We start from the raw sequence: 17170 nt of genomic DNA on the forward strand, positions 1-17170 counted from the left end.
GAAGATTGATAAGTTATTTCCTAACTATTCCTTAGTCAAAATGCTTTTCAAATCCGAGAAAAGCAAAACTTCAGAACAAAAGCCAAAAACCGTCTCTTCGCCAAAGACAAACCTCTTCCCGTATACGGAGGAAGATGCCGCAAAATTCACCGCCGATCTAATTGATGGAATAACTGAAGAGCAACGATCTCTCATCGTAAAAGAGCTTTGTCGTCTGAACAGAACGGACAGGGGAGGCCAAGAGAGCGTTGCCACCAATCTGCTTCAAATCCTAGGAGATGCCGACTGGCACTGGAAGGAGTGGGACTACTGGCAACCCCGATGCGTCTCTGAAGAGCTTTGGGGGTGGCACATGATGTTCTGCAGCCCTTATCCAGACGAGATTGACTGGGAAAAGGAAAGAGCAAAGACCAAACCCGAAACCATTGTTAATTCACTCAAGGCTCAGGAAGCTAAAGACCTGATCAAGAGCTATGTTGCCGATGACATCGTCATCAAAACCAAGTCTGATGTTCTTTCCTTCCTGAAAAATAACCCCGAACTCTTTGAAAAAATCAGGGATCGCCGAATTCAAGAAAGGTGGGATTCAAAGCCCCATAGAACTGAAGCCAGCAAAGAAGAGATTGCGACACTACTTGCTTGGACAGTCTGGGGTCGCATGAGTTTCATTCGAAACGTAGTCCGTTGCCTGTCACTTGGGATGAAATACCGAGTCTATTGGCTTGAAGACCATGACGAGGAATTCTTCAAAGTGGCCAAAGTAGCCAAAGACAATCCATGGAAGCACAAAAAAATTCTTCCTAACTTCCCTGGTGGAATTGCAGACGTTCTATCCGACTAGGATTCAATCTGCTCCATCAACAAGCAAAAACCCGCGAGGCCTTCACCTTGCGGGTTCGTTTCTTCCGGGCACGCCGAAGCTCCCATTTCGGGAGCTGCGGAGTCAAACCGTGAGCCAACTGCTCGTCAATATTCTTTATTTTACCACTGTTTCGCTGAGAGTTTCAACGATAGAGAAGAGCTGAGATACTGCGCGTTCTTTATGCCTCTGAAAGGTTTTATGCCCAAGAGAAAGCTTGTGCTCAATGGTGTTCGGCGACACAAAACAACAGTAGTGAAGGCGCAAAACGTCCCTGTTTACAGAGGTCATGCGCTCGTCTCGGTACGCCGCATCCAACAGATCGGCATCAGCCAGGTCAATGCCGCGAGTAGCTGGTAGCGGACGCATTACCGGGAGCTGTTCCCCTTCTTCCGGCTGTCGATCGTAGTAGTACCGAAGGGACTCGCAGAAAACCTGCGTAGCTCCTTTCTTGGTCTTCGGGCATTCGCGGTTTGCTCGCGCCCAGTTGCGAAGTCGCTGTTCTTGCTCTTTCGTGATCATCAAAACTCCTCAATGCGCCAGCCGCCGCCGTCTTTCTTTGCTTGCTTGTAGACGGCTTTGAAGACAAACGGAAACTTCTCGGCTGCTACCTTGACCTTCACACGGGCGTCGTCGGTCCAATATCCCTTGACCTCGTGCATCTCCATGACGCCATCAGCCCGTAGAACGGCGAAATCAGGCGTGTAGCGGCATCCGTCAGCGAGCTTAAGGGTGACACCTTCAAAGGCATACCAGACGATCTCCTGCGCGATTCTGGCGGCTTCTAGCGCGGTCGCATAAGCCGCTTCGCTTTTGTTCATTTGACCCGACTTGAGGCGTCCAAGTGCGAGGACTCTGCGATTCATACCTTCATCCTCTCAGCGTCTGAGCGGTCCATAAGGCGAAGCATCGAATCGGCTTGCTTGCGGACGGATTTGAGGACCTCACGCACACGCTTGCGAGCATCTGTGCGTTCCCAGTTGTGTCGTCCCTTTTGTTGATTGGCTTCGATGCAGATTTGCGTTTCTGCATAGTCAATCGACGAGAGAAGGTGCTTGATCTTGTTTTCTTCAGCAGGTGTGAAAAGATTCATGTCGCGTCCTCAGATATGCCCGTCATGAAAGGTGTCACCCGGCTCGATGCGCCAGCTCTTGACGCAAATGACGTTGAGCTTGGTTTTGTAGAAGGGTATGTAGACAGTGCGCTTGTCATCGCGGTACCCGTAAACGCGGAAACCGTTGCGCACAGGCTTGTCCTTCCAAGAGCGCAGGATGAAAAGGCATCGTTGGCCGATAGCTGGGAGGTTTTCCTTGCCCTTGATTTCGACCGGCTGAAAATCTTCATCTTTGAGTTCACTCATCGTTTCTTCCTGTTTAGTTTTGAGATTCCCCGTGAGATGATTGACGGTGTCTCCCCAGACAAACCATCAACCAACTCACGGAGAAATTGAAATTGACAATTGACGAATTAACGAAGTTCCTAAACGAACGTGCGAACGGCATGCGGTGCCCCATCTGTAAGTCCACCGATTGGTACCTGAAGGTTGACGACGGCGTGGTTAGAGAAACCAACGTAGCCACAGGCTATCGCCAGGATCTTCAAGCCGCCTTGGGCGAACTCATTACGGAATTTGGTGGCCAACAGCCAAAAGAATCCACTGATCAGCAAGCCGGAAAAGATGAACAAGACCTTTTGAGTTCTTGCATCATTCTTCGTTGCAACCACTGCGGGCGTCTCGAGTTCTTTGATCGATCGTTTATTGAGGAACAAATTCATGGCAAAAACTGACGATTCACAGTGGGTAAAGCTTTACCTTGACCATACGGACGAAGTTGAGAATCGTCTTTCGAACTCGATCAAGGAATCCGAGAGACGAACCGCAGAACGAATTACCGAGCTCAGCTCCAGAGTCGACGGGAAGGTCAGCAAGACGACAGTCAACTGGCTTATCGGCATTGCTACCGTTGTTATTGGAGCCATCGCTTCCAAGGTCTTCGGCTTCGGCCTCACCTAGTAGCGTTTCCACATAGTTACGATTGAACGAGACGACGTGGCCACAGTGACTGCACATGATGAGAATGTTTTCGTTTTCCTCATTCACACTCATCATCCAGTCCTGGCGGCCACAGACAGCACAGATGACGCCGTGCACACGTTCATTCAAAAAGCGCTCGAAGTCTTGTCGCTTCATTTGTTTCTCCTTATGGATAGATGGCTTTGTTGAGTTGATCTGCTTCAGCCCTCTGTAGCCGTGCGACAAATCCATCGTGCTTGAGGTATGCGCGTTCTTTCGTTGCGCTGGTGGCGCGTCGATGCGGGACGTTGCAGTGCTCGAGCTTGAGTAGCAGCGTCGTCTCGTAGCCGGTGAGGCGGCGTTCTACGAACACGGGGTCGGTGCGCACAATCCAGTGCCGTCCGCGGGCGTCGATGTATTCGGTGCGCTTGCAGTTGCGTCCGGTGAACTCATCGAGGATCATCAAAGCCTCCTTTCCGGCTTGACCATGCTCGACTCAACCAGGCCGATCAGGATCTGATTGATCTCTTCACGGAGTCGATGCGTCGTGTCTGCCACTTGCCCGATGTCAGGGAACTTGCCCGAGACGGTTCCTCTCAGAGCTTCCTCGAGTTGATCGAGGCTCTTGCGAGCGGCGACAATACCCTCACCGGCCTTAGTCAAGGCTTTGTTTCTTTCGTTCATATATTCAATCGTCAAAACTGTCTGATCCATCAGAAAACCTCCTCGGCAGAGCGGCGCGTGGGTTCACGCCTGCACCGTCCAGTAAAGAAAAGCTTGTAAGACGACTGGATAACGCGAGAAACCACGCGCTCGGTCAACAGGTTTACCAACTCAGAGCGATCGAGGTTCGTGACGAGAATGGTCGGGCGACCGTTCTTGATACGGCCATCAATGATCTGGTAGAGACGCTTCTTCTCGTCGGCGTCGCCAGACTGGACACCGATCTCGTCCAGTACGAGACAGGACACCATGCAAAGCTTTCCGAGAGTGTCGGCAACGTCAATGCGATTGACGCGGTCGGAGATGCGGTCGAAGAGGTCGGGGATTGTGATGTAGAACCCCGGCAGTCCCTGGCGATCGAGTTCCTTCAGGATTGAGTAGGCAAGATGCGTCTTGCCCGTGCCATAGTTGCCGAAGAGCAGAAGACCCATGAAGTTTTTAGAGCGCCAATCCGGTTCCTGTGCGTTATGCGCCCTCTCTCGCTCAAGCTCACGTTCCGTGAACCGCTCGGCGAATCGGCGGCAGATGGACAGGTTGCGCTCCTCTTCCTGCGTCTCCGGTTGATAGTTGGAGAAACAAGGCACGTCGAAGTCAAGAGGACGTTCGCAGTGAAGCGCACGTGTGAGACCGACCGCACGCTCTTTCGCGTCCGCCTGCATCTCTGCAAGCAGCTCGGCGCGTTCCTTCTCGATCCTTCGGCATTCTGGACAGTACGGCTCAGCCCAAGAGCCGTCGCGACGCAGATAGGTGGTGTACGTCTGGACGCCGTGAATCTGGCATTCGAACGTCACCTCCTTTGAGGCGGGAATGGCACAGGCCGTTTTGAGTTTCGTGGTGATGTCAGTAGTCATTGTTTACCAGTCAAAGTAGTCACGTTCGGATTGTTTTTTCTCGACGAACTGACCGGGTCGAGAGGGTGAATGAACGGGAGCGCGTTTGAGCATCGGACGACGTTTCCAGTCTTCGGCGTTATGGAAGCTGCGGACGAAGTTTCTCCAAGTGCCCTTCCAGTCCTTTTTGATTGCCTTAGCTCCAGAGAGTCCGTTCCAGTAATCCTTGAAGTTTTCAAAGAGACGCTTAGGATCAAGGTCAGGTTCTTCCTGTTCGGCGAAAGCCTTCCAGTCGTCTGGTAGTTCAGTGATCGTTAGTCGCGATCCCCTGTCTGTTGTCGTGCGCTTCTGCTTCGGCTCCTCGATCTTTTTCGTGGCGTCGGGAAAATGATCAGGTGACGGAGCGACACTCCCTGTTCCTATTCCTTGTTCCTTTTCCTTGTTCTTATTCCTTGTTACAGGCCCAAAAACGGTACTTTCATGAGTCCCGTTTTTGGTACTTTCGGTAGTACCGTTTTCGGTACTTTGGAAAGTCCCAGATTTGGTACTTTGCTGGACCAAAGTACCGTTTTCGGTACTTTCATGAGTACCGTTTTTGGGACTTTGCTTCAACGCCCATTCCGAAGGATTGAACGTGTCGCCTTCGGCCGGTGCGCTATCTTCCTTGTTACCTTCCTTGTTAGATTCCTTGTTAATTCCTTGTTCGGGTGTAGTTTCATACAGGGGTGTACTGCACTTTCCTACAGGGGTCCCCTGTATTTTTCTACACCCCTCCCCTGTACTTTCCTGCAGGGGTGTGTTTTCATACAGGGGTGTACTTTCTTCACCCCCTGCATTTTCTTGCCCCCCTGTAACTTCTTGCAGGGGGGTAGGCAAAGGAAGTCGATCAAGGTGCAGGGTGAAATACCTCTTCTGGCCAGCCTTCTGAGTCGACGAAATCAACCCTAAGCTGTGTAGGGTCTTAAGCGTTGTCCTTACAAGTCGGTCGTTGACGCGAGAGATTCGCGAGATGGCTTCTGTCGACGGGAAGCAAGCCCCCGTCTCCTTGTTCAGGAAAAACGCGAGGGCTTCCAGCACATCGACCTGAGTGCGATCGGACAACCCCGAAGCACGGACTTTATGCATAGCCTCGTAACTCATTCAAAACCTCAACGGATGGTTTTGGTCATTCGCAAAATGTCGGCAGCGAACTGGCTGACCTCCTCCGGCTTGCAGCCAGTCAGACGACAAAACGGAGCAAGGTAGTTTCGCGTGACGGAATTCTTGGAAACCCACCGCTTAACCGTTTGACGGGAAATACCAAGGTCGTCGGCGAGTTTTTGCTGAGTGCCATATCGAGAGATGGCGTCTCGAACAGAAACTTTCTTCATGTGGTACCTCATAAAAATTAATGGTACCAGTATCGTACCACATTTGGTAACCGTGTGGTACCCTAATACGGTCCGTTTGTTGGTACCATCCGAGTACCAAAGGAGGCCTTATGTCTTTCCCTGCCCGCCTAAAAGCCCTGTTAGAAGAGCGCAAAATTTCGATGCGTGAGCTTGGCCGCCGGATCGGCACGAGTCACGTCACCGTTGGAAAATGGCTGTCTGGCATCCAGATGCCATCCGACGAGAACCTCGAGGCATTGGCCGAGTACTTCCATGTCACTCCCGCTTTCCTGAGGTTCGGCGATACGTCCCTGTCTTGCCCGCAAACCCTAGAGCCCAATGCGGACGTCGTTTCGATCCCTGTGTTCGACGTCAGGGGATCGTGCGGCTACGGCGGGGAGCTTGCCCAGACCATCCAGTTGGTCCAGATGCTCCGCGTCACCAAACAGTGGCTACTGTCAAAGTCGACCTCCTCCCTGAACTTCCAGACCCTCCACATCATCACCGCCGACGGCGACAGCATGGAACCAGGCATCAAGCGCGGCGACTTCGTCATCGTGGACACGTCACAGAGCCGCTTCATTGCCGACGGCCTCTACGCCGTTCAGTATTCAAACGCCGTCTTCATCAAGCGCGTACAGATCCACCCAGGAGGCAAGGTCGAGCTGATCTCAGACAACCCGAAGTACAGGCCGATCCAACTGGATACCTGTGAATCCGTCGAAGTGATCGGCAGAGCTGTCCTTTGCTTTAACGTGCGAGAACTCTAGCGCCCGGCTACCCTCCCCCACCCTCAATCCCGCCTCGTGCGGGATTTTTTTTGCCCTCAAAAAATGCCCGTTGATCTAAATCAAACCATTCCATGATTTTGGTAACCTGTGACTACCATCCTCGGTACCGTTGTGGTACCATGAACGTACCAAATGCGGAACGGCATACGTTCCACTTGGTACCCAAGCCGCAAGGCAAGGCATCGATGGGAAGGGCATCGAATCTCGGCACTTAGCTGTGTCGGGGACCGCCTGAGAAGCGGCTGTAGCTTTGGCTAGAAGGGTCTAGCGACGCGCAGTACAGCTCAGAACGGTAGTCGCAAAGGTCGCGCATGAAAAGTGAGCGGACGGCTGGAGGGTATCTTCCAGTGCGGTTGGGATGGGGACCACCTGAAAGCGACGCAAGCTCGCCCCACGAGCTAGATCGAGAACAGCTGAAACGAAGCAGAGGGCAAAGCCCCGAGCGGCCAGAGCGCAGACGATGCGCAACCGCGTCTCGATTGAAAGCCGATTCAAGCGCCCTTGCCTGCCCATACCGACAGGGATCCACAACGGGGAGGGTGCTTTGACCAACTTTCTGGAGATAACCATGACCTACGATCACAGCGTCACCGTTGACGCAACAAACCGACTGCGCTTCATTGCAGAGGCGCAAAAGGACGGACGTCCGCGTCCCGAGGACTTAGGCGAGCTACGAGAGATTGAGCGAAAGCTAGTCAATCAAATCCGCGTTCTCGGTGATGACGTTCGGGAGTCCATTTTGAGCTGCGGGATATTCGTGAAGCCCGGCGAACGAATCACCGGGTTCACGAAAGATAACGAGATCGAATCGATCTCTATCTGGAGAAAGGAATGATCAATACATGAAGCGGTCGAACAAGTGGTTCAAGTTCTGAACTTCCTTATCCGTCAGGCCGCGCGTCAACGCCCCGAACATGCAGAGCAAGTACAGCGAGTCAAGGCGTGCAGAATGCGCAAGCTCATAAGTAAGGCTGTAAAAGTCCGTCTCGGGCGTGTGCTGGCGACGTGCAATGGCGTTCTTCGCGATAGCAGTCATCTCTTCTGCTTTGATCGTGCCGTTAAACGGCAGCTTGATCTGCCCTGTCTCCATCCCTTTCAGGATGATTTGCAACGCCTGATCAGGCGTGAATTTCACTTCTTTAACTTCCATATTCCCTCCTTTGGGAGTTGGTTTAAACAAACGTCGAAACTGCTAGATCCCGACGTCTTTAGCTTACAACCAAAGGAGGGAGCCGATTCAAGCGCCCTTGCCTCTTTTTTCCACGAATACCGAGTCGTCGACTGGTGAGGACGCTTGAACCAGCTTTCACAAGAAAGGACGGCTGCGCGGTTTACACTTGCGCCTTTAGCAGGTAAGATGAAGCTACCTCTTGGGCCTAACCCACCCAAGCCAAACATCACTTGAAGGAGACTTTAATGTTTGCGTACCGTGTTGGCTTCCCGGGGTGGAAGATTGCCGCACGCTTGGGCCTTCCACTCAAAATCAGGGTGTTCGTCGTCTATGACGAGGAAAGCAAGATGCTTGTCGCTGAATGCAACGACTTTCAACCTTATCTCGGCATCGTGACCGAAGGGGAGACTTTTGAAGAACTTCAAAAGAAGGTTGAAGAGTGCTGCGAGCTGGCCATGGAAGAAGCCTTCAAGACCGCTACGATCAACCAGTCTATTCGCCCCAATATGACTCTAGTGGCCGCTCTTCCATAAAAAATGAATGGTTTCTACAAGCAACTGCTACTGATCTTTGACAAACACAATGCTTACCTTGTCCGCAAAGGGAAAGGCGATCACGAAATTTGGCGATGTGGAGACAAGCAAACCACAGTGGATCATGGCATCAACTCTCGATACCTAGCTAACAAAATTCTTAAGCAGTTAGGCATCAACGAGAAAATTTAGCGACAGCCCCGTTGGCATCTGCCCGGGGCTTTGCTTTTCTTAGCCCTCGGCACACGCCGGGGGCTTTTTTATTGCCTGAACATCATGCAAAAAATCAAAGACTTCGAGACCTTCGCCGCCGGGTACTTCCTCGGACTCGGCATTAAGAAGCCGACCGCAGAGGACATCTGCAGGCTCAGCGTTGAGTGCAGAGCGTTCGCCGCTGCGCTCAGCTTCTACATGTTCACAGACCCCTATGTACTGTCGAAAGTGCGCACGCCTGACAAGTACGAGGCGGTCGCGAAGAACATCCAGTGCTTCATCCAGGCACTTCCGTAAAAGGCTACGAGGGCAACGGCATGACGCAGATATGTGCCGATCTGGCGGCTCACTAGGCCAGATCCCAAAGCCGGGGCATCTGCAGGCGAGAGGCTTTTGCGTTCACCCCGGCTCCCTCACCCACAACCAACAAAAAGGACATTCACGCGCCCTTGCCCGTGCCATCACGAGCCGGCAGTTCTTCCGAGCGAGGGCGTCTGAATGTCTTTTCTTTTTTTCGGAGGCGTCATGAAGCGCTTTATCTCTTACCTTGACGGTCTCGCACGTCGCACCTACTTCGGCACGGACGGTACTGAGCCTCATCGCCCCGGCTTCGTCGGCTCCCTCATCGAGGGCCTCGAAGGACTGATCGGGTTCTTCGGCCTGGTGATCTTGCCGGCCATGGCGGCTGCCACCCTCTACCGCTGGATTTTTGATTAAGGAGAACGATATGGCTTGGAACTACCCCGACGGCTGCGGCCCCGACGACTACGAAAAGTGGTGCGGCCCCGACCCTGACGAAGAAGACGAGGATGAGGACGAAGAAAGTTACGACGAAGATGACGAAGGCGAGGTGCTCGAATGAGCTTCTCAGACCCGGTTCGAATCATCGACCACATCCCCCAGAATTTCGACATGAAACGAATTACTCGAAAGCGACCGCTCGAGCAGCGGCGCGCAGCAAAGCAGGCTCGGCAGAACGTCGAGCCTTTTTCATGCGAGCGCCCTGGACGCGTCTGGACGCTCATCACTTTCATCGGAGCGCTGGCCATCATCGCCGGCGTGCTCATTACTGGACACTGGGAGAGATAAATGAACGACTTCAAAGACTTCGCGCTTGAGCTGCACGAAAAGGGCATCAAGGCAACGATGGACAACGCCAGAACGTTCGTCCTTGGCAACTACGACCGCGTGCTTCCTGCCTACTGGCTAAACCCCGACGCGAGAATCAAAGCGCTCTACGCGCTGATGGAGACGCGCTACGTGGACGACTTCGAGTCGTCTCTCAAGGCGACGCTCACGCTCAGCTCGGAGCTCGACCGAGCCCTTGAGCATGCGACATCGATGCTCTACGGCGAGATGCTCGAGATCGAGTACGACGAACACAGCGAGGAGTAAGCATGACGATCACTTCACTTGAGCCGCTCGAGCTACCGATGCCCGAGCCTGAGGACGAGGTCGACTTCGACCCGTACCCAGAGTTCGCCAGCCGCGACGAGTTCGAGCGAGCCCAGTGGTTCGGCGAACGTGCAAAGCGTCCCGAGCCGATCTACGACAAGTCGCTTGAAGACTTCTACGCCATCGGCGACGACGAAATCCCTTTCTGAGGACAAAACATCATGACAGACCAAAACTCCGTGCCGCAGGTACACGCGTCAATCGTTGCTGTGGCCGACGCTCTGCGCGAACAGGGTATCGGCAAGGATGCCACGGTGAGCGGCGGCGGCAACTACAAGTATCGCGGCATCGACTCAGTGTACGCAGCCCTCTCCCCTCTCCTCGCGAAGCATCACCTCTACATCGCCCCTGTTCGCATGGAGAAAGAGCCCGAAGCGGTCAGCGGCAAGATGCGTCTCATCCGTCTACACATCACCTACCGCGTAACGTGCGCAAAGGATGGCTCATACGTCGAGGTAGTCACGCTAGGCGAAGGCATGGACAACGGCGACAAGGCATCTGGCAAGGCCATGAGCTACGCATACAAGAGCTTGATGTTTCAGCTCTTCTGCATCCCCGTCGAGGGCCAGCCGGACACCGACAAGGACGCAAGCCCCGAAGAGCCGCCCCCCTTCCTGACCGAAGACATCATCGCTTCAGCACGGTGTGCCGCGGACTCAGGCATGGAGGCGTACAGGGCCTTCTTTGAAGGCATCACCCCCGACCAGAGAAAAGCGATGGTGCGCTCTGGCCTTCACGAAGAACTCAAGACCACGGCGGCAAATGCCGACGCCGAGGCCGCATCAATATCTCACTAAGGAGAAACAATGGCATCCGTTAACAAGGTAATCATCCTCGGCAACGTCGGTCAGGATCCCGAGATTCGCCAAGGAAACTTCATCGTCGCCGCCCTCTCTATCGCAACGACGCGAAAGTGGCGAGACAAGGCCGGTGAGACTCAGTCTGAAACGGAGTGGCACCGCGTCTCCGCTTTCGGCCGCCTCGCCGAGATCATCAGCCAGTACGTCCGCAAGGGCGATCCGATCTACATCGAAGGCCGCCTGCGCACGCGCAAGTATGAGGACAAGCAAGGGGTCGAGCGTTGGGTCACTGAAATCATCGCAGAACAGCTCCAGCTTCTCCGCCAGAAGGACAGCGACGAGAAGCCTGCGCAAGCCAAGCCTGCTGCACAGCGACGCGCTCCCGAGTCGACATACGACTCTGACGTACCCTTCTGACCATCTTGACAACGCTGTCAAATTGATCAGTCATTCGATTTTTTCGAATAACTCAAGCCCTCGGCGAAAGCCGGGGGCTTTTTTAACCAACCGAAAGCCGATTCAAGCGGCTTCGAAGAGGACGCTTGAATCAGTTTTCCAACAAATCAATCGAGATCTTGACGAGGGAATCATCCCTCGGTTTATCATTAGGACATCTTCCAACCGACTTGCCTTATGACCATCAAGATTCACCCCGACGTAGGCCAGATCCTTATTTGTGATTTCAACGGTTTTTCGCAACCCGAGATCACGAAAAGACGGCCTGTCATCAACCTTACGCCGAGACGTCGAGTCGGGACAGTTTGCACGGTCGTGCCTTTGAGCACAACTGCGCCTGACCCAGTGCAGGGATGGAACGCTCGCTTGCACGTAAACCTCCCAAAGCCTTTTGACAATCCAGAATGCTGGATCAAGGGCGATATGCTGTACACGGTCTCTTTTTCACGTCTAGACCTTTTCTACACGGGCAAGGTAAACGGCAAGCGGCAGTATGTTTACCCTTTTGTTTCACCAGAAGAAATGAAGTTGGTTTGGAAGTGCGTGATGTACGGTCTCGGAAGAGCAGACCTACTGAAAGCCTCACCGGCAGAAGGAACGCCCAAGGTTCTCATTGAGGAACGCATCGTTCGAAAAACAACGGTCATGTGCGAAAACGCAACAGATTCGCTTGACTTTGAGGTTCCACCCTTTTAAAGTGAAGCTATTCCAGCAACTAGCCACAAGGCTTGCCTGGCTCTAAGTCCAGTCTCGTAACTGAGCTGGCCTCTACGGAACCGAGATTGCAATCGACCGTAGCGACATTTCAGCCCCGTCGGCGAAAGCCTTCGGGGCTTTGCTTTTTGACACTCGCCTCTGTTTCGGGTATGCTTCCCGTGTCGACACCGCAACGGTGCGACACGGGCTTGGCGGCCCGAACTGTTGGGCGGATAGCCGCCTGTCGTTTGATAGAGCGGCATTTCTATTGGCTATCCGCAAGGGAGTCCAACTTCTGGCCCCCCTTTCGCAAGTCTCCATTTATGGGACGGACTTGCGGGGCATCGAGAGATGCGCCGGGTACCTAACAGCCGGTCCGCCAACCCGCAAGTCCTGCCCACCATCTTGGCGGATGGTATGCAGGGGTTACAACCTGTTAGGAGACAGCAATGTCAATCGTTATCTCTAACGCCTTCAAAGTCATCGAAGGTCGCCCAGTCACGTCCAGCCGTATCGTCGCGGAATACTTCGGCAAACAGCATCATCACGTCGTTCGCGACATCCGCTCCCTCATCGAGCAAAAACCTTCTCTAGAAGCATCCGCCAATTTTGGCGAATGGTCTGAAGAGGTCGAGATTGGCTCTGGTGCGAAGCGCACCGTCACTGGCTACTGGATGGATCAGAAAGGCTTCTGCATCCTCGCCATGGGGTTCACCGGCGCGAAGGCACTCGAATTCAAGTGCGCGTTCTACGATGAGTTCGAACGCATGAAGAACGAGCTCGAGGCACCGACCACGATCACGCCCGCAGAGCAGCGCGCCATTCAGCGCGAAGTGGCAATCCGCGCACATAAGACCGCATCGAACTATCGGACGATCTACCGCGCCATCAAAGCACGCTACCAGATCGCACGCTACGACCAGTTGCCGCGCACTCAGCTCGAAGACTGCCTCGACTTCATCAGAGAGGTTGAGCTCGACGTGCCCGAGGTGCCACACACCACGCGCCCCGACGACGGCGGCTGCCCACACTGTGGCCTGCACCCCATCCCCGCGGGCTCGATCGTTCTCTCCGCGCATGAGGCCGAGAACCTGCGGACTTTCGTCTACTACTGGCGATATCTCTTCCGCGAAGACCTCGAGACCGTCCTCAAGCTGATGCGTCTCCTCCAGTCGCCTTTTGCGCCTCGCTTCTACGAAGCCGTGACAAGCATGAATATTGGCTCCATCGAGGCCCTGCTCGAGCGCAACGGCTATAGCGTGAAGCAGTTGTCCTGCTATCGCGCACTGACGGTTAGCTAAGCAATAGCCATCATCCAACCATTTTCTCAATCGGCCCTGCCCTAACCGGCAGGGCTTTTTCATAGGTACGCAAAATGAAACTCTACGAAATCGCTCCAGCGCTTCGCTTTGCGCTGGATGACATCGAGGTCGATCCAGAAACCGGAGAAATCCTGAATGCCGACGCGCTCCACGCCGTCGAAGCGCAGGCCGCCGAGAAGATCGAGGCGACCGCGCTCTACTTGCGCGAGCTCGATGCCGAGGCCAAGGCCGCCAAGGAAGAGGCCGACCGCATGCTCGATCGCGTCAAGTCGATGCAGAAGCGCTCCGACTACCTCAAGGCAATGCTCCTCGATGCCCTGCACGCGACTGGGAAGGTCAAGACCGTCCGCGTGACCGTCTCGATCCGCACGACGAAGGCCGTAGAGATCGCCGAGGGCGCAGACCTGCCCGAGGCCTACACGACCGTCAAGACGACCGTAAGTCCGAACAAGGTCGCCATCAAGCAGGCACTGCTCGACGGCGTCGAGGTCCCCGGCTGCCACCTGGAGGCACGCGAGAGCGTGAGCATTAGATGAGAAATGGGGGATACATCGGAGTGAGGGCAGACAAGGCCCTCAGACTCCTCGGCGAGAAAGGCCCGATGCGCATGTCGGCGCTGCTCTGCGCGTTGGGCCTGCGCCCGCAATGCTCGTCTTTCAAATACACCGTGTCGAAGCTCGTCGACGCGAAGATCTTGAAAGTGACTGGCAGTGCCGACCCGATCGTCAGTCTGGCCGATCAGGCGTACGCAGATCCCGCATGCGCTCGCGAGGTGTACGAAGCGTACAACTCCGAGAAGAAAGCCGAGAAGAAAGCCGAGACCAAGGCCGTGATAATTCCCCCGGTTAAGCGATCGATGATCGAGGACATCGCCTTTGGCATGGCAGAACAAGGAGTGAAAGCATGAAATACAGACTGAAAGACCGCGAGCTTCAGTGGAAGCTCGACGAGATCAGTGACGGAGATTTCTCCGCTCGGCTGCACAAGGAGCGCGAGCTCATAAAAGACAGTTTCCAAAAAGAACCGCGACTGCACGTTCTCTGGTTCGGGGAGGGCTCGCAGTTCTCCGCCGCGCTGTACGCCGACATGCTCGAAGAAGTGCGCGAGTACGACCCGACAAAGTGGAACAACTACCCCGAAGTCGAGCCGCCCGAAGGCGTATGGATGCGCGTTGAGTGGCGCGATGGCGTTGTGAAACATCTAGCTGTCGCTCGCTACGAGGCCTGGGGAGGCGGCAAACAATTCGTGTGGGTGAGCGACAAAAGAATCATCAGGGAAGTCGACCGCTTCCGCCCGCGGGACGATCCGGATGGCGAGGAGGACGAGGAATGACGCAATGGAAAAACTTCTCGGACGAGAGGCCACCGCTCGATGTGCAGCTCCGTCTCGAAGTCAAAGAAAAGGATCGAAACACCGACACGCCCGAACCCTATTTCGGCAAGCCCCTTTTCAAGGGATATGCAGTTTTTGACGGTCGATACTTTTACCCATTCGGGTTGATGCATCCGCTTCCTATCTTTTGGAACGGCCGATTGGACGCCTTCGGGCGCGAGGATGTGACTGCTCGATATGCTCCGTGGGAGGATGAGGAATGAGCCAGACAGTAAAAATTGATGCCGCCGCTCAGGACGCCATTGCCGAGATCGTCGGCACGCCGTGGGAGAAGGACTACTTCGACAACACCCATGACAAGGACAGCGCGCACATCGCTACGGTGACGCGAGAAGGCACCTCCGTACGGATCTACGTCTGTGATGAATCGTTGTGTTCCGCCGATTTGTGGTCGTTTGAGGCCGAGCAAATCGGTCAGGCGATTCTCAACGCAGCGAAGGACGCAAAGACCTTCATGAAAGCTCAAACAGAGTGGTCGAGGTCGCAAATGCAGCGTCTCAACTGCGAAATTACGGGCGCTCAGAATATGTGGGGATACGGATTCTACGTGAACGGCAGGCATTATGAAGTCAACTTCACGACGCGCGAGAAAGCCCGCACCTGCGTCATCTTGAACCAAGCAGCAAAACCGATCTTCCATAAGGTTACCGATGACGTGCGCAAGGTTTCACAAGAGGATGCTGCACTCGTGCTCAAGACGTTCCTGCTATCGAAGATCAAGGAGGACGAGGAATGCCAGTCGAAATGAAAGAGGAAATCCGCAAGCGCGTCGCTTGCCACATCGGTGCGACGCAAGAAGAGATGTGCAAGGCAGAGGCGGAGTGTGACGGAGAGTTGTTCCTGTACCCAGTAGACGCCAAGGGTACGCTGGGAGGCTTCTACCTCCTCCACGTCCCCGTCAAGGGAAAGATCGCGCCAACGCTCTTCCCGACTGAGTACTTCGTCAAACAGAAGGAGGACGAGGGATGACAGAAACAGAAATCGTCGTTCAAGACATCCGTCGCGAGCTCAGATGGTCTTATCGCGATCAATCGGTCGCCAACCTCCTCGGCCTCGCAAAGCGACTCATCGACAACAAGGACACAGCCAGCATCGCAGACGCGGTGAGGAAGTACACGACAGTGCTTTCCGCCGCGAGGCAGAGTGCAAACCCTGCCGCACTCGAGCGCGTGAAGTTCTCTGCATACATGCTCACGCACGCACTGCGCGACTGGGAGGCGGCGCGATGAAAGCCATGTCAACACTCGAGAGCGTTCGACTCTACCTCTCCGCTTTGTGGCACACGATCAACTGGCCGCAGACGTGGATAGGTCGAGTTGCCATTGCATAATCTCTGCAATCTGCGACGGTAGAAACCGAGGTAGCATTCGTTACAATAGGGGATCAAGGAGACCCACAATGTTGTTTTTTATGGGCTTCCGCCATCTTTTGGGTTCAATATGGCAACAGAACAACTTACAGTCCCGTCAAAAAAAGCAGTTCGTCGAGCAGGTGAAGCGCTCCGGACACCGAGCGTATCTAACGCCGACTTTGAAGCGGCGCTTCAAGTTTTATCGGACTGGCGATCTCTGTACTACAGACCGATCAATACAATCCAAGTTTTGCTTCGAAAAAAAATCAAGGCACTTTGCATCAAAGGTTCAATTGTTGCGCAGCGCCTTAAGCGCACCCCGTCCATCATCGCAAAGTTAAAGCGCTTTCCCGACATGCAGCTTGACCGAATGCAGGACATCGGAGGCATCCGTGCTGTCGTAAACTCTGTCGACGAAGTTCGACGGGTTCACGAATCTCTTATCAAGGGTCGCCACCAGCACTGTCCTGTGCTTCCTCCTAAGGACTACATTTCTAATCCTAAGGACGATGGATATCGTGGCATTCATCAGGTCTTCAAATACGACACGCCTCAACACAAAGAACTGAAGGGGATGCAAGTCGAGGTTCAAATTCGAACCAAACTTCAGCATTATTGGGCAACCGCCGTTGAAACCCTTGGCGTGATCGAGAAATCCTCGTTCAAAACTGGCTTGGGCGATGAAAAATTCAAACAATTTTTCCGCGTATGTAGTGCGCTGTTTTCCATCCAAGAAAAACAGCCAATAATTGCCTGTCTTAGAGATAAATCTCCACAAGAAATCGTACAAGAATTCGAACTCCTTGAGGCCGAATTGGGCGTATTCGACAAGCTTGCGGCCTTTACCTCTGTCGTCAAAGCTACATCTGGCGTTGAAAACAAAAAGTCAAACGGATACTACTTGCTGATTCTCGACACCGAGAAAAAAGCGACATCGTTCATTCCTTTCGAGCATACGCAATCACAGCTCGCCGAACAAATGTACATGCTCATGGAAGGAAAGGAAAAAAACAACCCAAATATCGACGTTGTTTTGGCTGCCGCTGGCGATATGAAAGATCTACGTACGGCATACCCGAACTACTTTGTGGACACAAAAGCCTTCATCAGCAACCTTAAATCGATTTGCGCCAGCATCAAGCACCAGTACAACTAATTTATTTGGTTCATCTCGGAAGTCCGTGGAACGCGGCC

The 17170-nt window shown here is 53.9% G+C and carries 35 protein-coding genes; 24 read left to right on the top strand and 11 right to left on the bottom strand.

Annotation, left to right across the window (positions count from 1 at the left end):
* On the top strand, positions 1–841 hold an 841-nt coding region (locus tag HMPREF3036_RS12045; RefSeq protein WP_197457924.1), incomplete at its 5' end, for a hypothetical protein.
* A gap of 135 nt (positions 842–976) precedes the next feature.
* Here the strand turns inward: HMPREF3036_RS12045 and HMPREF3036_RS02615 are convergent.
* The 4 genes from HMPREF3036_RS02615 to HMPREF3036_RS02630 are packed head-to-tail and all read right to left on the bottom strand — an operon-like array spanning position 977 to position 2219.
* Positions 977–1381 carry a hypothetical protein gene (locus tag HMPREF3036_RS02615; RefSeq protein WP_062331286.1) on the bottom strand — a complete coding sequence of 135 codons (405 nt, stop codon included), beginning with the start codon at positions 1379–1381 and terminating at the stop codon, positions 977–979.
* Positions 1381–1725, bottom strand: a complete 345-nt coding sequence (locus HMPREF3036_RS02620) for a DUF1064 domain-containing protein (RefSeq protein ID WP_062331289.1) — start codon at positions 1723–1725, stop codon at positions 1381–1383. The genes HMPREF3036_RS02615 and HMPREF3036_RS02620 overlap by 1 nt, the downstream gene beginning before the upstream one ends.
* Positions 1722–1952, bottom strand: a complete 231-nt coding sequence (locus HMPREF3036_RS02625; RefSeq protein WP_062331291.1) for a hypothetical protein — start codon at positions 1950–1952, stop codon at positions 1722–1724. Before HMPREF3036_RS02625 ends, HMPREF3036_RS02620 begins: the two co-directional genes overlap by 4 nt.
* Before the next feature lie 9 nt (positions 1953–1961).
* The gene (locus HMPREF3036_RS02630; RefSeq protein ID WP_062331295.1) at positions 1962–2219 is read right to left on the bottom strand and encodes a hypothetical protein; all 258 of its coding nucleotides are present in this window, start codon (positions 2217–2219) and stop codon (positions 1962–1964) included.
* Positions 2220–2311: 92 nt separating this feature from the next.
* On the opposite strand from HMPREF3036_RS02630, the gene HMPREF3036_RS11815 reads away from it, so the two are divergent.
* Positions 2312–2647 carry a hypothetical protein gene (locus tag HMPREF3036_RS11815; protein WP_156469724.1) on the top strand — a complete coding sequence of 112 codons (336 nt, stop codon included), beginning with the start codon at positions 2312–2314 and terminating at the stop codon, positions 2645–2647.
* Between the two features lie 4 nt (positions 2648–2651).
* Here the strand turns inward: HMPREF3036_RS11815 and HMPREF3036_RS11820 are convergent, their stop codons facing one another.
* The 6 genes from HMPREF3036_RS11820 to HMPREF3036_RS11475 are packed head-to-tail and all read right to left on the bottom strand — an operon-like array spanning position 2652 to position 5796.
* Positions 2652–3050, bottom strand: coding sequence for a hypothetical protein (locus HMPREF3036_RS11820; RefSeq protein ID WP_156469725.1), 399 nt, complete (start codon positions 3048–3050; stop codon positions 2652–2654).
* 10 nt (positions 3051–3060) lie between these two features.
* Positions 3061–3336 (bottom strand): hypothetical protein, encoded by a 276-nt coding sequence (locus HMPREF3036_RS02645; protein WP_062331303.1) that lies wholly within the window; start codon positions 3334–3336, stop codon positions 3061–3063.
* On the bottom strand, positions 3336–3587 hold the full coding sequence (locus HMPREF3036_RS02650; RefSeq protein ID WP_062331307.1) for a hypothetical protein: 252 nt from the start codon (positions 3585–3587) through the stop codon (positions 3336–3338). The genes HMPREF3036_RS02645 and HMPREF3036_RS02650 overlap by 1 nt, the downstream gene beginning before the upstream one ends.
* Positions 3587–4447, bottom strand: a complete 861-nt coding sequence (locus tag HMPREF3036_RS02655) for an ATP-binding protein (protein ID WP_062331310.1) — start codon at positions 4445–4447, stop codon at positions 3587–3589. Before HMPREF3036_RS02655 ends, HMPREF3036_RS02650 begins: the two co-directional genes overlap by 1 nt.
* Positions 4448–4450: 3 nt before the next feature.
* Complete coding sequence (locus HMPREF3036_RS02660) at positions 4451–5551, bottom strand: helix-turn-helix domain-containing protein (protein WP_062331313.1); 1101 nt, start codon at positions 5549–5551, stop codon at positions 4451–4453.
* Positions 5552–5574: 23 nt separating this feature from the next.
* The gene (locus HMPREF3036_RS11475) at positions 5575–5796 is read right to left on the bottom strand and encodes a helix-turn-helix domain-containing protein (RefSeq protein WP_197457925.1); all 222 of its coding nucleotides are present in this window, start codon (positions 5794–5796) and stop codon (positions 5575–5577) included.
* A gap of 110 nt (positions 5797–5906) precedes the next feature.
* Between HMPREF3036_RS11475 and HMPREF3036_RS02665 the strand changes: the two genes are divergently transcribed.
* Entirely contained in the window at positions 5907–6566 is a 660-nt protein-coding gene (locus HMPREF3036_RS02665; RefSeq protein WP_062331315.1) for a LexA family transcriptional regulator, read from the top strand.
* 589 nt (positions 6567–7155) lie between these two features.
* On the top strand, positions 7156–7422 hold the full coding sequence (locus HMPREF3036_RS02670) for a hypothetical protein (protein ID WP_156469726.1): 267 nt from the start codon (positions 7156–7158) through the stop codon (positions 7420–7422).
* On the opposite strand, the gene HMPREF3036_RS02675 is transcribed toward HMPREF3036_RS02670, so the two are convergent.
* A complete protein-coding gene (locus HMPREF3036_RS02675) occupies positions 7423–7737 on the bottom strand; it encodes a hypothetical protein (RefSeq protein ID WP_062331321.1) in 315 nt (104 codons plus the stop codon).
* 266 nt (positions 7738–8003) lie between these two features.
* Between HMPREF3036_RS02675 and HMPREF3036_RS02680 the strand changes: the two genes are divergently transcribed.
* From HMPREF3036_RS02680 to HMPREF3036_RS02765, 20 genes are all read left to right on the top strand, one after another.
* The gene (locus HMPREF3036_RS02680) at positions 8004–8291 is read left to right on the top strand and encodes a DUF1902 domain-containing protein (protein ID WP_062331324.1); all 288 of its coding nucleotides are present in this window, start codon (positions 8004–8006) and stop codon (positions 8289–8291) included.
* Between the two features lie 3 nt (positions 8292–8294).
* Positions 8295–8483 (top strand): type II toxin-antitoxin system HicA family toxin, encoded by a 189-nt coding sequence (locus HMPREF3036_RS12560; RefSeq protein WP_082897324.1) that lies wholly within the window; start codon positions 8295–8297, stop codon positions 8481–8483.
* 84 nt (positions 8484–8567) lie between these two features.
* Positions 8568–8801, top strand: a complete 234-nt coding sequence (locus tag HMPREF3036_RS02685; RefSeq protein ID WP_062331327.1) for a hypothetical protein — start codon at positions 8568–8570, stop codon at positions 8799–8801.
* Positions 8802–9029: 228 nt separating this feature from the next.
* A complete protein-coding gene (locus HMPREF3036_RS02690; protein WP_062331330.1) occupies positions 9030–9221 on the top strand; it encodes a hypothetical protein in 192 nt (63 codons plus the stop codon).
* Between the two features lie 10 nt (positions 9222–9231).
* Complete coding sequence (locus HMPREF3036_RS12440) at positions 9232–9366, top strand: hypothetical protein (protein WP_255358796.1); 135 nt, start codon at positions 9232–9234, stop codon at positions 9364–9366.
* Positions 9363–9593 (top strand): hypothetical protein, encoded by a 231-nt coding sequence (locus HMPREF3036_RS02695; RefSeq protein WP_062331333.1) that lies wholly within the window; start codon positions 9363–9365, stop codon positions 9591–9593. Before HMPREF3036_RS12440 ends, HMPREF3036_RS02695 begins: the two co-directional genes overlap by 4 nt.
* A complete protein-coding gene (locus tag HMPREF3036_RS02700) occupies positions 9594–9899 on the top strand; it encodes a hypothetical protein (protein WP_062331340.1) in 306 nt (101 codons plus the stop codon).
* A gap of 2 nt (positions 9900–9901) precedes the next feature.
* Complete coding sequence (locus tag HMPREF3036_RS02705) at positions 9902–10108, top strand: hypothetical protein (protein ID WP_062331342.1); 207 nt, start codon at positions 9902–9904, stop codon at positions 10106–10108.
* 12 nt (positions 10109–10120) lie between these two features.
* Positions 10121–10756 carry an ERF family protein gene (locus HMPREF3036_RS02710; RefSeq protein ID WP_062331344.1) on the top strand — a complete coding sequence of 212 codons (636 nt, stop codon included), beginning with the start codon at positions 10121–10123 and terminating at the stop codon, positions 10754–10756.
* A 9-nt stretch (positions 10757–10765) separates the two neighbouring features.
* Positions 10766–11176: a single-stranded DNA-binding protein gene (locus HMPREF3036_RS02715; RefSeq protein ID WP_062331347.1), complete on the top strand. Its 411-nt coding sequence runs from the start codon at positions 10766–10768 to the stop codon at positions 11174–11176.
* 216 nt (positions 11177–11392) lie between these two features.
* Positions 11393–11911 (top strand): type II toxin-antitoxin system PemK/MazF family toxin, encoded by a 519-nt coding sequence (locus HMPREF3036_RS02720; protein WP_062331350.1) that lies wholly within the window; start codon positions 11393–11395, stop codon positions 11909–11911.
* Positions 11912–12360: 449 nt separating this feature from the next.
* Positions 12361–13212, top strand: a complete 852-nt coding sequence (locus tag HMPREF3036_RS02725; RefSeq protein ID WP_062331353.1) for a Rha family transcriptional regulator — start codon at positions 12361–12363, stop codon at positions 13210–13212.
* Between the two features lie 74 nt (positions 13213–13286).
* On the top strand, positions 13287–13769 hold the full coding sequence (locus HMPREF3036_RS02730; RefSeq protein ID WP_062331355.1) for a siphovirus Gp157 family protein: 483 nt from the start codon (positions 13287–13289) through the stop codon (positions 13767–13769).
* 20 nt (positions 13770–13789) lie between these two features.
* A complete protein-coding gene (locus tag HMPREF3036_RS02735; RefSeq protein ID WP_197457926.1) occupies positions 13790–14140 on the top strand; it encodes a hypothetical protein in 351 nt (116 codons plus the stop codon).
* Positions 14137–14565 (top strand): hypothetical protein, encoded by a 429-nt coding sequence (locus tag HMPREF3036_RS02740; protein ID WP_062331360.1) that lies wholly within the window; start codon positions 14137–14139, stop codon positions 14563–14565. Before HMPREF3036_RS02735 ends, HMPREF3036_RS02740 begins: the two co-directional genes overlap by 4 nt.
* The gene (locus tag HMPREF3036_RS02745; protein ID WP_062331362.1) at positions 14562–14828 is read left to right on the top strand and encodes a hypothetical protein; all 267 of its coding nucleotides are present in this window, start codon (positions 14562–14564) and stop codon (positions 14826–14828) included. The genes HMPREF3036_RS02740 and HMPREF3036_RS02745 overlap by 4 nt, the downstream gene beginning before the upstream one ends.
* The gene (locus HMPREF3036_RS02750; RefSeq protein WP_062331364.1) at positions 14825–15373 is read left to right on the top strand and encodes a hypothetical protein; all 549 of its coding nucleotides are present in this window, start codon (positions 14825–14827) and stop codon (positions 15371–15373) included. The genes HMPREF3036_RS02745 and HMPREF3036_RS02750 overlap by 4 nt, the downstream gene beginning before the upstream one ends.
* Positions 15370–15594 carry a hypothetical protein gene (locus HMPREF3036_RS02755; protein WP_231853554.1) on the top strand — a complete coding sequence of 75 codons (225 nt, stop codon included), beginning with the start codon at positions 15370–15372 and terminating at the stop codon, positions 15592–15594. The genes HMPREF3036_RS02750 and HMPREF3036_RS02755 overlap by 4 nt, the downstream gene beginning before the upstream one ends.
* Entirely contained in the window at positions 15591–15854 is a 264-nt protein-coding gene (locus HMPREF3036_RS02760) for a hypothetical protein (RefSeq protein WP_062331368.1), read from the top strand. Before HMPREF3036_RS02755 ends, HMPREF3036_RS02760 begins: the two co-directional genes overlap by 4 nt.
* 210 nt (positions 15855–16064) lie before the next feature.
* Positions 16065–17132, top strand: coding sequence for a RelA/SpoT domain-containing protein (locus HMPREF3036_RS02765; RefSeq protein ID WP_062331370.1), 1068 nt, complete (start codon positions 16065–16067; stop codon positions 17130–17132).
* Positions 17133–17170 lie beyond the last annotated feature (38 nt).

This window comes from Sutterella sp. KLE1602 (assembly GCF_001578585.1).
Taxonomy (GTDB): domain Bacteria; phylum Pseudomonadota; class Gammaproteobacteria; order Burkholderiales; family Burkholderiaceae_F; genus Sutterella; species Sutterella wadsworthensis_A.

Bases quoted from the DNA above. Each gene is read 5' to 3' on its own strand.
- HMPREF3036_RS02680 (WP_062331324.1), top strand. From the start codon at position 8,004: ATGTTTGCGTACCGTGTTGGCTTCCCGGGGTGGAAGATTGCCGCACGC.
- HMPREF3036_RS02705 (WP_062331342.1), top strand. From the start codon at position 9,902: ATGACGATCACTTCACTTGAGCCGCTCGAGCTACCGATGCCCGAGCCT.
- HMPREF3036_RS02660 (WP_062331313.1), bottom strand. From the start codon at position 5,551: ATGCATAAAGTCCGTGCTTCGGGGTTGTCCGATCGCACTCAGGTCGAT.
- HMPREF3036_RS02615 (WP_062331286.1), bottom strand. From the start codon at position 1,381: ATGATCACGAAAGAGCAAGAACAGCGACTTCGCAACTGGGCGCGAGCA.
- HMPREF3036_RS02645 (WP_062331303.1), bottom strand. From the start codon at position 3,336: ATGATCCTCGATGAGTTCACCGGACGCAACTGCAAGCGCACCGAATAC.
- HMPREF3036_RS02700 (WP_062331340.1), top strand. From the start codon at position 9,594: ATGAACGACTTCAAAGACTTCGCGCTTGAGCTGCACGAAAAGGGCATC.
- HMPREF3036_RS02685 (WP_062331327.1), top strand. From the start codon at position 8,568: ATGCAAAAAATCAAAGACTTCGAGACCTTCGCCGCCGGGTACTTCCTC.
- HMPREF3036_RS11820 (WP_156469725.1), bottom strand. From the start codon at position 3,050: ATGAAGCGACAAGACTTCGAGCGCTTTTTGAATGAACGTGTGCACGGC.
- HMPREF3036_RS02650 (WP_062331307.1), bottom strand. From the start codon at position 3,587: ATGGATCAGACAGTTTTGACGATTGAATATATGAACGAAAGAAACAAA.
- HMPREF3036_RS12440 (WP_255358796.1), top strand. From the start codon at position 9,232: ATGGCTTGGAACTACCCCGACGGCTGCGGCCCCGACGACTACGAAAAG.
- HMPREF3036_RS02730 (WP_062331355.1), top strand. From the start codon at position 13,287: ATGAAACTCTACGAAATCGCTCCAGCGCTTCGCTTTGCGCTGGATGAC.
- HMPREF3036_RS02675 (WP_062331321.1), bottom strand. From the start codon at position 7,737: ATGGAAGTTAAAGAAGTGAAATTCACGCCTGATCAGGCGTTGCAAATC.
- HMPREF3036_RS02740 (WP_062331360.1), top strand. From the start codon at position 14,137: ATGAAATACAGACTGAAAGACCGCGAGCTTCAGTGGAAGCTCGACGAG.
- HMPREF3036_RS11475 (WP_197457925.1), bottom strand. From the start codon at position 5,796: ATGAAGAAAGTTTCTGTTCGAGACGCCATCTCTCGATATGGCACTCAG.
- HMPREF3036_RS02625 (WP_062331291.1), bottom strand. From the start codon at position 1,952: ATGAATCTTTTCACACCTGCTGAAGAAAACAAGATCAAGCACCTTCTC.
- HMPREF3036_RS02755 (WP_231853554.1), top strand. From the start codon at position 15,370: ATGAAAGAGGAAATCCGCAAGCGCGTCGCTTGCCACATCGGTGCGACG.
- HMPREF3036_RS02630 (WP_062331295.1), bottom strand. From the start codon at position 2,219: ATGAGTGAACTCAAAGATGAAGATTTTCAGCCGGTCGAAATCAAGGGC.
- HMPREF3036_RS02760 (WP_062331368.1), top strand. From the start codon at position 15,591: ATGACAGAAACAGAAATCGTCGTTCAAGACATCCGTCGCGAGCTCAGA.
- HMPREF3036_RS02620 (WP_062331289.1), bottom strand. From the start codon at position 1,725: ATGAATCGCAGAGTCCTCGCACTTGGACGCCTCAAGTCGGGTCAAATG.
- HMPREF3036_RS02720 (WP_062331350.1), top strand. From the start codon at position 11,393: ATGACCATCAAGATTCACCCCGACGTAGGCCAGATCCTTATTTGTGAT.
- HMPREF3036_RS02695 (WP_062331333.1), top strand. From the start codon at position 9,363: ATGAGCTTCTCAGACCCGGTTCGAATCATCGACCACATCCCCCAGAAT.
- HMPREF3036_RS02670 (WP_156469726.1), top strand. From the start codon at position 7,156: ATGACCTACGATCACAGCGTCACCGTTGACGCAACAAACCGACTGCGC.
- HMPREF3036_RS02750 (WP_062331364.1), top strand. From the start codon at position 14,825: ATGAGCCAGACAGTAAAAATTGATGCCGCCGCTCAGGACGCCATTGCC.
- HMPREF3036_RS02665 (WP_062331315.1), top strand. From the start codon at position 5,907: ATGTCTTTCCCTGCCCGCCTAAAAGCCCTGTTAGAAGAGCGCAAAATT.
- HMPREF3036_RS02745 (WP_062331362.1), top strand. From the start codon at position 14,562: ATGACGCAATGGAAAAACTTCTCGGACGAGAGGCCACCGCTCGATGTG.
- HMPREF3036_RS02765 (WP_062331370.1), top strand. From the start codon at position 16,065: ATGGCAACAGAACAACTTACAGTCCCGTCAAAAAAAGCAGTTCGTCGA.
- HMPREF3036_RS12560 (WP_082897324.1), top strand. From the start codon at position 8,295: ATGAATGGTTTCTACAAGCAACTGCTACTGATCTTTGACAAACACAAT.
- HMPREF3036_RS02655 (WP_062331310.1), bottom strand. From the start codon at position 4,447: ATGACTACTGACATCACCACGAAACTCAAAACGGCCTGTGCCATTCCC.
- HMPREF3036_RS02710 (WP_062331344.1), top strand. From the start codon at position 10,121: ATGACAGACCAAAACTCCGTGCCGCAGGTACACGCGTCAATCGTTGCT.
- HMPREF3036_RS02725 (WP_062331353.1), top strand. From the start codon at position 12,361: ATGTCAATCGTTATCTCTAACGCCTTCAAAGTCATCGAAGGTCGCCCA.
- HMPREF3036_RS02690 (WP_062331330.1), top strand. From the start codon at position 9,030: ATGAAGCGCTTTATCTCTTACCTTGACGGTCTCGCACGTCGCACCTAC.
- HMPREF3036_RS02715 (WP_062331347.1), top strand. From the start codon at position 10,766: ATGGCATCCGTTAACAAGGTAATCATCCTCGGCAACGTCGGTCAGGAT.